Here is an 11882-nt window from a genome sequence, read left to right as displayed (position 1 = left end):
GATTGCAGGAAGGTCACCGGGGAGGTTTGGTTGTATCCCTGAGGATCAGGTGCGTGGGGAACATTTGGTAAAGTTCCCCCGCATCCTTTCCTGTGATCAGGCTGAGTATTTTGTCTGCTGCCGCCCTGCCCATGGCGTAAGGATCCTGTTGTATGGTGGTCAGTCCGATTGCGTCGCTGTAGGTGCTGTCGTCAAAACCTATAACGGATAGATCGTCAGGGACTTCTCGGCCATAGCGATGAAGACGGTAAAGAATTGGTATAGCCAATTCATCAGTTTGGAAGCATACAGCTGTCGGCGCTGGTTCCAGTGCCAGGAGTTGGGACAAGGCTGAGTTGTAGACATCCTGCCCGAGAGGACATTGTATGGCAGTGGCCTCATCCTGAATGTCCGCCTTGCGACAGGCATCCATAAAGCCTTCAAGCCGCTCGTCAGCCCTATAGCGGAAGGGTGAACCGTGCCCTGCCCTAATGAATGCTATTCGTCGATGGCCTAGGCCGATCAGATGGTTGACAGCCAGACGCATGGAGTCGCGGTCGTCGATATAAACGGCTGCGTCAAATTCCTTGATGGCCGGGATGTTGATGCCTACGATAGGCACATCCATGTTCCCCAGCCTGGCGATTTCATCCGGCTCTATGTTGAATGAGCAAACCACTACCGCGTCTGCGTTCCGACGAACTGGCAAATCGGAAAAAAACCGGCTGCGTGCTTCAAAGGTATTCATTGTATAAATGGAGATATCGTAGCCTGATTGTTGAAGAACATCATTGAGGCCCGCGAAGACATGGCTGTTGAACCATTTGGTCACACTGTCGCTTATGAGCATGGCAATGCGCATCGATTGTCCTGACTTCAGCGCTGCTGCCGATCTTGATATGCTAAAGTCCAACTGACGGGCAATTGTGAGGACTTTGGCGCGTGTTTTCGCGGAAACCAGCTGTGGACGAGTGAAAGACCGGGATACGGTGGAGACTGATACGCCGGCTTTCCTGGCAACGTCCTGGATGGTGGATTTCACTGGGTGCCTCCGATTGCCGAAGAGGAGACGTTCGCTGGGGATGCCGTTATGATGCAGCACCTCATTCGAATCCTCCTCCATGATCCAGTTCGATGTGACGGAGCCTGCCCTCGTATCTGATAGATAACGATAGCAATTTCCTTCTTCATCTACTTCATCTTTATTATAGAACCTGGGATGCAGATCTAATCCGTCGCAGATGTTATATCCGGGAAGTAGCGCGTTTGCAGTCTTTATATAGGTTTTGAAATCGATCGCACGAATGCTGTTGAAGCCACCGTGTGAAAGGCTGACGCATTGATGACAACGATTGAATTATAGAGAATCCTGAGTCTTGTGGGCTTAAAAGAGTCATGTTGAGCCGAATCATAGAACGGACATGTCGATGAAATGACTTAGCAAATCGCATCCCGCTATCCCTTATTGCTATCGTTTGCATTTTTCCGTTTTTTGTGGACAATAGAAGTAGGTCGAATTTCAGTTCGGTACGAGTCGCTGGCTGGACACAAGTGACAGCGAGGAATTCGACTGAACAAGAAAGAAAGGTTCGATGATGAATCATACGATAACCAAGGGAATTGGTCTATTGGCGGCTCTGACTTTGTCCGTCGGAGCCTTGGGCGCCTGCGGATCGGCTCAATCGGCTGATGGTGGTAAGACAGCCGCTGGCAAGGTCTTCTTCCTGAATTTCAAACCAGAAGCAGCGGACCAGTGGAAAGCGATCGCTGAAGAATATACCAAGGAAACCGGCGTCAAGGTTGATGTGCAAACGGCGGCCTCCAATACATACGAACAGACGCTGAAGTCGGAGATGGCCAAATCGCAGGCTCCGACCTTATTCCAGGTGAATGGGCCCGTGGGCCTAGCCAGTTGGAAGTCTTATACGGCAGACATGTCCAAAAGCGAAGTGTATCGTCAACTGACCAATCAAGACCTGGCGCTCAAGTCGGATGACGGTCAGCAGGTCCTGGGAGTTCCTTATGCCATGGAGACCTATGGGCTGATTTATAACAAGGACATCATGGGCAAGTACATGAAGTTGTCTGATGCCAAGGTCAAGTCCGTAAAGGATATAAATTCATTTGACAAGCTCAAGGCGGTTGCTGATGGCATTCAGCAGCACAAGGATGAGCTTGGCGTCAAGGGTGCCTTTACCTCGGCGGGGTTCGACTCAAGCTCCGATTGGCGCTTCAAGACGCATTTGGCCAATATCCCTCTCTATTACGAACTCAAGGATGATAAGATCACCACTCAGCCAAAATCCGTCAAGGGCACTTATCTGCCTCAGTTCAAACAAATCTTCGATCTTTATCTGAAGGATTCCACCACTGATCCCAAGCAGCTGAGCTCCAAGACCGGCGATGACGCCAATTCGGAATTTGCTCTTGGAGAGGCCGCTCTATATCAGAATGGAACCTGGGCATGGACTGATTTGGAGAAAGCAGGTATGTCCAAGGATCAGATCGGCATGATGCCCATCTACATCGGCGCTCCCGGCGAGAAGGATCAGGGACTGGCGACAGGTTCGGAGAATTACTGGTGCATCAACAAGAAGGCCTCCAAGGATGATCAGCGGGCGACGGAGAAATTCCTGGCTTGGATGATAACGTCCGAAAAGGGCAAGAAAGCCATGAGCAGCGATATGGGCTTTACCACCCCCTTCAAGAGCTTCGACGATGTAAAATCCGACAACCCTCTTGTTGAGGAGGCAGTCGAAGACTCCAAGTCCGGCAAGACCCAGGTTAGCTGGAACTTCACCATGATGCCCTCCGAGCAGTGGAAGAATGACCTGGGCAACGCCCTTCTGGAGTACGCTCAGGGCACCGGCAACTGGGACAAGGTCAAGTCGGCGTTCGTAGACAATTGGGCCAAGGAGTATCAGGCCAATCGTCAGGCCTGATATATAGAGCGTCGGCTCTTCCATTCGCTTGCTGAGATGAGCAGCTGCCCGTCATGGACTTGTCCGAATTTCTGAGGAATGGTCATGGCGGGCTTGGATGGAGCCGGGGAAGGAATGGATGACCCATGGTAGTCAGATCGATACGGCGTTGGTGGGTCCTTTTTACCGTGCCCACAGTGGTGGCCTTCATAGTCGGATTTATTGTCCCCTTTCTTATGGGTGTGTGGCTGAGCCTGTGTCGTTTTACGACAGTGACTGATGCACGATTCATCGGGTTAGCCAATTACCGTGCAGCGCTGGCCGACGGGGAATTCTGGCATGCTTTGGTCTATACCGTCGCCTTTACCATAGTGACGACTGTTGTTGTCAACGTAGCTGGATTCGCGGTGGCCTACATGCTGACAAAGGCGATCCGAGGGGCGAATGTGTTTCGCTCTGTCTTTTTCATGCCGAACCTGATCGGCGGCATCGTTCTTGGATACATTTGGCTGCTGCTGCTCAACGGCGTGCTCTCCCGATGGGGCCGATCCATCACTTACTCGGGAATGTACGGATTCTGGGGAATGGTGCTCCTGTACTGCTGGCAGCAAATCGGATACATGATGATCATCTATATTGCCGGCCTGCAGGCTCTTCCCGGTGATGTGCTGGAAGCCGCCTCGGTCGATGGTGCCAATAGCCGGCAACGGCTGATGATGATCACGCTACCCCTGATGATGCCGTCGATAACTGTGTGCACTTTCCTGACAGTGACCAACGGGTTCAAGATGTTCGATCAGAACCTGGCATTGACCAATGGCGCGCCTTCGAACACCTCTGAGCTCCTGGCGCTGAACATTTACCGGACGTTTTATGGCAGGACCGGGTTTGAGGGCGTCGGGCAGGCGAAGGCAGTGGTGTTCTTCGTTATCGTGGCGCTGATTGCGCTGATACAGAACCGGCTTACCACCAGCAAGGAGGTAACGGCATGAGTGAGAAAACCAAAAAATCCGGCTTATGGAGCGTCTTTTTCACTCTGGTATCCATACTGTGGGTGTTCCCTCTGGTGCTGGTGCTGGTCAATTCCTTCAAAAACAAGGCATATATATCGCGCAATGCCTTCTCGATACCTGTAGGCAGGGCATTCGTTGGTTTGGAGAATTACCGGCGTGGCATCGAGCGGACCGACTTGATTGCCAGTTTTGGATGGACGGTGCTCATTACGGTTGGATCGGTGCTGTTGATTCTGATCTGCACCTCCATGTGTGCATGGTGGATCGTCCGCGTCGATAATTGGGCGGCCAGAACCTTGTATGTCCTGTTCCTGTTCAACATGGTCGTGCCCTTCCAGATGGTCATGTTTACGCTGTCCAAGCTGGCGGACATGCTGGGGCTTAATACACCTTGGGGATTGTGCCTTGTCTATCTTGGATTCGGGGCTGGTCTGGCCGTTTTCATTTTCACTGGCGTCATCAAGGGCATTCCCCGGGAGCTGGAGGAGTCAGCCATGATTGATGGAGCAAGTATTCCACGTACTTTCTTTGGAATCGTGGTGCCAATCATGCGGCCCTCGATCGTTTCAGTCGCCATCCTCGAGGCTATGTGGATATGGAATGACTTCCTCTTGCCATATTTGACCTTGGACATGCGCAGGTTCAAAACGATGAGCATAGCCATCCAGTACCTTAAAGGCGGTTATGGCAGTGTGGATATGGGCGCCATGATGGGATGCCTGGTGCTGGCAATCATCCCGATCGTTATCTTCTACCTGATTTGCCAGAAGTACATCATCAAAGGTGTGCTTGCCGGAGCAGTGAAGGGGTAGGCCGATGTTTCAGACATGGGGGCCTGCCCGGCTGTTCCTCCCTGGGGCGGGCTCCTGTGCCGATCATCATTGCATGGAGGTTTGATGGGTTTTCTTTCTCCCGATTCAGGGTTTATGCGCGGATTGTCGGATCTGGCGGATGCCATCTGGATCAACATGCTCATGCTGGTTACGGGTCTGCCCTTGGTTACCATTGGTGCGGCTTTGTCGGCAGGACATTACGCTGCTCGAAGGTCCCTTCAGGGGCGAGGCCATGTAACTGCCGATTTTTTCCATGCCTTTCGAGTGGAATTTATGCAGTCCACGTGCATATGGCTGATATTGGGCCCGATCGGTTGCCTGCTGATATGCGGATGGCTCCTGGTGCGCGTACCCCTCTTGCTGATACCTGGATTCGCCCTGGGGCTGCTATGGGCCATCGTCTTCGAATGGGTCTGGTCGCTGCAAGCCGGTTTTGAAAATACTGTCCTGAGGACCATGCTGAATGCACTGGTCATTGGCGTTGTCAATTGGCCGCGCACAGCGGCTTTGGTCGTCATGGACTTGGCGTATTTACTGCTTTTGGCCGTCTGCTGGCTTCGTCTTCCCCAGGGGCTTTTTCTTCTCGTGGTTCTAGGGTATGGAACACTTGTCATGCTCCATACGCCGATCCAGAAACCCACCCTTGACAGGTATCGGACCGGCAATTCGCAATAGACATAAACATGTATACGATTCCATCAAATTGACTCGGATGTAAATGAAAAGGCGATGCAATGCCAATTAAGGAATGACAACGATTGCAAGAACAATCTTGGTGGCCGTTGAACCTCGTGCGATTGCTCCCGGTATTCGACCTGCTGCCAAAGTAAGCAAAGGAGATCAACTATGTCACGGGGCGACGGTCCGGGGGTAATGCCATTGGGACGCCAGGAAGGTACACGTTGCGCAGGGTGGAATGAGGTCGAATCATGAGTGCGAAAGCAGTGCAGTCATTGCCTGACACTACAGGCGCATTGGCACGTCTTGCCGCTTTGTGCGGTGTCGCTGCTGAATATGAGGATCAGCAAGGCGAATTGCAGCATATAGATGCCGATGTGCTCGTCAGGGTGCTGGGGGCAATGGGCGTTCCCGCCAAGAGCGATGCTCAGATCGATCTATCGCTGAAGCGCATACTTCGTGACCGGAATGAACAGCTGTGTCCGCCGACCATCGTGCAGACCGTGGGCAATGCTGTCAGGGTGCCGCTTCGTGCAGCTGCAGGTTCCGTGCGAGCTTCGTTGAAGCTCGAGGACGGAACAGATCAATCATCGTCGCTGGTCATCACGTCGGGAGGCGGCCCGGATGACGGTCGATCCCTCTTTCTGGTTTTGGACGGCAGGATTCCGATTGGGTACCACGAGCTCACCGTATCGGACGGCATGCGGAGCGCAGTGTCGACGGTGATTGCTGCGCCGGGACATATTGATCTGCCGGCTGCGGTTGCCGAGCATCCACGATGGGGCTGGATGGTTCAGCTGTATTCGGTGCGCTCGCCGCAATCCTGGGGTGTCGGCGATTTCGGGGATCTACGTAGGCTTCTTGTGGATGCTGCTGATAAGACCAAGGCTGATTTCATGCTGATAAATCCCATCCATGCCGCCGAGCCAGTGCCTCCAATGACGCCTTCGCCGTATTTCCCGGCCTCTCGTGTGTTTATCAATCCCCTCTATATTCGACCTGAGCTGATCGACGAATACCAGAATCTGTCGGCAGGGGATAAGCATGGTATCCGTGCGCTCCTGAAACAGGTATCAATGGATGACACCAATCCCGACGTCATTGACAGGGATCATAGCTGGAAGTGCAAAGAGGCAGCCTTGCGGATCATCTATGACAAGGGTGAGCTGAGTCAGGAACGTGCTGGACAGCTGGAACAGTTTATTGATTCCGGTGGCGTTGAGCTCAAGGACTTCGCCTTGTGGTGCTTGGCATACCAATGCTGGGGCAGACCTGAGTCCGGACCCGACTCATGGTTTCATAGACTCGGCCCGGATTCTGTCGCCGTCAGTAACCTGCTGCAGGAGCATCATGACGACTTCGATTTCTATGTCTGGATGCAATGGGTTGCTGATCAGCAGCTGGAAGGGGCGCAGAGGGCTGCCCGGGATGCCGGCATGGCTATTGGTCTGATGGAAGACATGGCTGTTGGTGTCAATCCTCTTGGGGCCGATGTCTGGACCCATCCGGAATCTTATGCATCCGGTGCTACGGTGGGCGCCCCGCCAGATGATTTCAATCAGCAGGGGCAGAATTGGATGCAGCCGCCGCTTGACCCGATGAGCTTGCAGCGGACCGGGTTTCTGGCCTATAGGCAATTGGTCCATGCCATGTTCGCTCATTGCGGGGCCGTCCGCATCGATCATGCCTTGGGCTTGTTCCGACTTTGGTGGATTCCTGACGGGTTACCTGCGAGCCAGGGAGCCTACGTGTCCTATGATCAGGATGCCATGCTGGCGGTCTGGGCCATTGAAGCGACTCGTTCCGGAGGGATGGTCATCGGGGAGGATCTGGGTGTCGTTCCCCGTTACGCTTCGCAGGCTCTGGCTGAACGTGGCATTCTGGGCACCGTCATTGAGTGGTTTGAGCAGCAAGATGGACGGTTTACAGATCCGGCACAGTACCGTCAGTGTGCATTGGCGGCCGTGACTACGCATGATCTGCCTCCCACGGCTGGATATCTTCGTTATGAGCATGTGCGACTCAGAGAGAAGCTGCACCTGCTGAACACGTCGCCCGCCAGTTTTGAACATGCCGCCAAGCAGGAGCATGCGGCCATGCTGCGCTTTCTGCAGGACCATGGCTGGTTGGATAAGGCAGCTGCCAGTGATGAGGACGGCCATATGCAGGAAATTGTGCAGGCTATGCACCGTGCCATTGCCGAGTCCCCCTGCCTGCTCAAGGTCGCTGCGTTGGTTGATGGAGTGGGCGAGGCTCGTTCGCAGAATCAGCCTGGCACAGTCGATGAATACCCCAATTGGCGCGTTCCATTGGCTGATGAACATGGGCAAGCAGTGAGTGCTGACAAGGTGTTCGATATGGCCCGTGTCCGCGCACTTGCCGGGATTATGCAGAAAGGGTGAGCCGGACTCCTGCCATCCCGGTATTTGCTCGTTTTTCAGTAGCGTTCTTGATAATGGGAATAATATTTGCCAGAAGAAGTTGAGTGATGTAGGCTCAAGTTTCGGAGTGGTCATGATGGCTGCTTGTCCGGGTCGACGGAAGTCGGCCATCGGGACCACGAACGAAGCGCGAGCGGAGAACGTGAACGTCGAGGTGCGGGGTCAGACCCTACGCCCCATTTCATCAGGAGGTAACGAGTATGGCACGTGCAGTTGGCATCGATCTGGGAACCACAAATTCCTGCATTGCAACCCTGGAGGGCGGCGAGCCCACCGTAATCGTCAATGCTGAGGGCGCGCGGACCACGCCGTCGGTGGTGGCATTCAGCAAGTCCGGCGAGATTCTGGTCGGCGAAGTGGCCAAGCGCCAGGCCGTCACCAATGTGGACCGGACCATCAGCTCGGTCAAGCGTCACATGGGCACCGACTGGTCCGTTGAGATCGACGGCAAGAAGTGGACCCCGCAGGAGATCTCGGCCCAGATCCTCATGAAGCTCAAGAGGGATGCCGAGTCCTACCTGGGCGAACCCGTCACTGACGCGGTCATCACCTGCCCTGCATACTTCAACGACGCTCAGCGCCAGGCCACCAAGGATGCCGGCAAGATCGCCGGTCTGAACGTCCTGCGTATCATCAACGAGCCCACCGCTGCAGCTCTGGCCTACGGTCTGGAGAAGGGCAAGGAGGATGAGCGCATCCTGGTCTTCGATCTGGGCGGCGGCACCTTCGATGTCTCCCTGCTGGAGATCGGCAAGGATGACGACGGCTTCTCCACCATCCAGGTCCAGGCCACCAACGGCGACAACAAGCTGGGCGGCGATGACTGGGATCAGAAGATCATCGACTGGCTGGTCACCGAGGTCAAGAACAAGTACAACGTGGATCTGTCCAAGGACAAGATCGCCCTGCAGCGGCTCAAGGAGGCCGCCGAGCAGGCCAAGAAGGAGCTGAGCTCCTCCTCGTCCACCAGCATTTCCATGCAGTACCTGGCCATGACCCCCGACGGGACCCCGGTCCACCTGGACGAGACCCTGACCCGGGCGCACTTCGAAGAGATGACCTCCGACCTGTTGGGCCGCTGCCGCACGCCCTTCAACAACGTGCTGCACGATGCCGGCATTTCGGTTCAGGACATCGATCATGTGGTGCTGGTCGGCGGCTCCACCCGTATGCCCGCCGTCAAGGACCTGGTCAAGGAACTGACCGGCGGCAAGGAAGCCAACCAGACCGTCAACCCCGATGAGGTTGTGGCCGTCGGCGCTGCCGTGCAGTCCGGCGTCATCAAGGGCGACCGCAAGGACGTCCTGCTGATCGACGTGACCCCGCTCTCCCTGGGCATCGAGACCAAGGGCGGCATCATGACCAAGCTGATTGACCGCAACACCGCCATCCCCACCAAGCGGTCCGAGGTCTTCTCGACCGCCGAGGACAACCAGCCCTCCGTGCTGATCCAGGTCTACCAGGGCGAGCGTGAGTTCGCCCGCGACAACAAGCCTCTGGGGACCTTTGAGCTGACCGGCATCGCTCCGGCCCCGCGTGGCGTTCCTCAGATCGAGGTCACCTTCGACATCGACGCCAACGGCATTGTGCACGTCTCCGCCAAGGACAAGGGCACCGGCAAGGAGCAGTCCATGACCATCACCGGTGGCTCCGCCCTGCCCAAGGACGAGATTGATCGCATGGTCAAGGAGGCCGAGGCTCACGAGGCCGAGGACAAGCAGCGTCGTGAGGATGCCGACACCCGCAACGCCGCCGAGTCCGCTGCCTACCAGACCGAAAAGCTGGTCAACGACAACAAGGACAAGATCTCCGACGAGGTGGCCAAGGAGGTCACCGACAAGGTCAACGCTCTGAAAGAGGCTCTGAAGGGCGAGGACATGGACAAGATCAAGAACGCCCAAAGCGAGCTGATGACCTCTGCCCAGAAGATCGGCCAGGCCCTCTACGCCCAGCAGGGCTCCGCTGACGGTGCAGGCGCTCAGGGCGCTGCAGGTGCCGCCGGTGCTGCCTCGGGTGCAGGCTCTTCCTCGTCCGCCGATGACGACGTGGTGGATGCCGAGGTCGTGGACGACGACGACAAGAAGAAGGACGGCGAGTGACATGTCGGCCTTCGACAAGGATGATGCCGGGCCACTGAAGGGTGACCCGGCCGCCGCCGGCGGACCGGACGGGAACGAGGCCAAGGCCTCTGACGCCGCCTCGACGCCCGACCAGGAAGCGGCTCGCGGACGTCACGCCGACAAGGGCGCAGCAGACGGGAGCCAGGCTGCCGGACAGACCACGTCGGATTCCTCCGCCAAGGACGCGTCGTCAGCGGATGCTCAGGCTGATGACAAGACTGATGCTGACTCGGCCAAGGAGGAGAGCACCGACAAGGGATCAGACGGGCTGACTCCTCTGGGCCAGGCCAAGAAGGAGGCCGCCGATTATCTGGAGGCCCTCCAGCGCGAGCGGGCCGAGTTCGTCAACTTCCGCAACCGTGCCAAGAAGGAGCAGGACATCTTCCGCCAGCATGGCATCGTGGATGTACTGACCGCCCTTCTTCCGGCCCTTGATGACATTGACCGGATCAAGGAGCACGGGCAGATGGACGACTCCTTCCAGGCCGTGGCCAAGAAGATCGACAAGACCTTCGAGAAGTTCGGTGTCGAGAAGTTCGGTGAAAAAGGCGAGGACTTCGACCCCACCAAGCATGAGGCCATCCTGCACAAGCCGGACCCCGATGCCAAGAAAGAGACCGTTGACACGGTGGTCGAGGCGGGCTATCGGATCGGCGACCGGGTGATCCGGGCCGCAAGGGTAGTGGTGACCTCGCCCGGTCAGTAGCAGGGACGGTGATTGCGGACCTTCCGCAGGCTGAATCGACGCCTTCGCATGCGGCGGCTGGTGGGTATGGTCCTGCCCGCCGCCGCACGCGAAAGGGCGGATTCCAATTCGATATATTCGTAGCTTATGAGGAAAGGAGACATGGATGGCTGAGAATGAATGGCTGAGCAAGGACTATTACAAGGTCCTTGGTGTCTCCAAGGACGCCAGCGAAGCGGAGATCACCAAGGCCTACCGCAAGCTTGCCCGCAAATACCATCCCGATCTCAATAAGACCAAGGAGGCCGAGGAGAAGTTCAAGGACATCTCCGAGGCCTACGACGTGCTCAGCAACAAGGAGCAGCGTCAGAAGTACGATGCCATCCGCCAGTTCGGCATGGGGGGAGCCCGGTTCGCCGGAGGCTCAGGCCAGGGTGGCTTCAACACCGATGCATTCTCGGACATCTTCGGCTCCATGTTCGGCGGGGCCGGGGCGCCGGGAGGCACCCGCATCCGTTTCGGCGATGGTTCGGGACAACCCGACTTTGCTGACATCTTCTCCTCCTTCGGTGGGGGTGCCGGCGGTGGAGGTCGGACCACTTACCAGGAGACCAGGCCCAGGCCCGTCAAGGGTGAGGATCGCAACTCGAAAATCGGCCTGTCCTTCCGTCAGGCGGTCAAGGGGGCCACGGTCTCCCTGAGTGTGGGCGGCAAGCGCTTCAAGACGCATATCCCCGCTGGGGTTCGCAACGGCCAGCGGATCAGGTTGGCCGGCAAGGGTCGGCCCGGCAGGGACGGGGGCGCCAATGGCGACCTCTACCTGCAGATCAGCGTCCAGCCCAGCCAGCGGTTCACCATGAAGGATAGGGATCTGGTCATGACCCTGCCGGTCACGGTCTCCGAGGCTGCCCTGGGGGCCAAGGTCCAGGCCCGGGACATCGACGACCAGGTCGTCACCTTCAGGATTCCGGCCGGCTCCTCCAGCGGCGACGAGATCCGCATCGCCGGCAAGGGAGTCCAGGACCGGCGCGGCAAGGGCGACCTGGTGGGGCGGCTTGAGATTCGCATGCCTGGTCGGTTGGGCATGGCCCAGAAGAAGGCCATGCGTGACTTTGCCAAGTCCAGCGGTGACTTCGACGAGCAGATCGCCGGGGAGCGCATGAAGATATGACAATCCGGGTGCCGGATTAAGTCGGAACGAACAGCGGGGAG

Annotated in this window: 9 protein-coding genes; 8 read left to right on the top strand and 1 reads right to left on the bottom strand. The window is 56.8% G+C overall.

Features of this window, described 5'->3' with window-relative positions:
- Positions 1–13 precede the first annotated feature (13 nt).
- A complete protein-coding gene (locus H3V04_RS06680; protein ID WP_198187653.1) occupies positions 14–1102 on the bottom strand; it encodes a LacI family DNA-binding transcriptional regulator in 1089 nt (362 codons plus the stop codon).
- A gap of 469 nt (positions 1103–1571) precedes the next feature.
- On the opposite strand from H3V04_RS06680, the gene H3V04_RS06675 reads away from it, so the two are divergent.
- From H3V04_RS06675 to H3V04_RS06640, 8 genes are all read left to right on the top strand, one after another.
- Positions 1572–2921 (top strand): ABC transporter substrate-binding protein, encoded by a 1350-nt coding sequence (locus H3V04_RS06675; protein WP_198187646.1) that lies wholly within the window; start codon positions 1572–1574, stop codon positions 2919–2921.
- A gap of 125 nt (positions 2922–3046) precedes the next feature.
- Complete coding sequence (locus tag H3V04_RS06670) at positions 3047–3892, top strand: carbohydrate ABC transporter permease (RefSeq protein ID WP_198187644.1); 846 nt, start codon at positions 3047–3049, stop codon at positions 3890–3892.
- Complete coding sequence (locus H3V04_RS06665) at positions 3889–4725, top strand: carbohydrate ABC transporter permease (protein WP_045934909.1); 837 nt, start codon at positions 3889–3891, stop codon at positions 4723–4725. Before H3V04_RS06670 ends, H3V04_RS06665 begins: the two co-directional genes overlap by 4 nt.
- Before the next feature lie 84 nt (positions 4726–4809).
- Positions 4810–5421, top strand: a complete 612-nt coding sequence (locus H3V04_RS06660; RefSeq protein ID WP_198187643.1) for a YesL family protein — start codon at positions 4810–4812, stop codon at positions 5419–5421.
- Positions 5422–5675: 254 nt separating this feature from the next.
- Entirely contained in the window at positions 5676–7826 is a 2151-nt protein-coding gene (gene malQ / locus H3V04_RS06655) for a 4-alpha-glucanotransferase (protein WP_198187641.1), read from the top strand.
- 239 nt (positions 7827–8065) lie between these two features.
- Entirely contained in the window at positions 8066–9964 is a 1899-nt protein-coding gene (dnaK, locus tag H3V04_RS06650) for a molecular chaperone DnaK (protein WP_046322242.1), read from the top strand.
- A gap of 1 nt (position 9965) precedes the next feature.
- A complete protein-coding gene (gene grpE, locus H3V04_RS06645) occupies positions 9966–10691 on the top strand; it encodes a nucleotide exchange factor GrpE (RefSeq protein ID WP_232339225.1) in 726 nt (241 codons plus the stop codon).
- Positions 10692–10836: 145 nt separating this feature from the next.
- Positions 10837–11841, top strand: coding sequence for a DnaJ C-terminal domain-containing protein (locus H3V04_RS06640; protein WP_198183477.1), 1005 nt, complete (start codon positions 10837–10839; stop codon positions 11839–11841).
- The last annotated feature ends 41 nt before the right edge of the window (positions 11842–11882 follow it).

It is taken from the genome of Bifidobacterium sp. M0353 (assembly GCF_016100645.1).
In the GTDB taxonomy this organism is placed as follows: domain Bacteria; phylum Actinomycetota; class Actinomycetes; order Actinomycetales; family Bifidobacteriaceae; genus Bombiscardovia; species Bombiscardovia choladohabitans.
The sequence above is the reverse complement of the archived record's forward strand: the minus strand, read 5'-3'. Positions and strand labels throughout refer to the sequence as shown.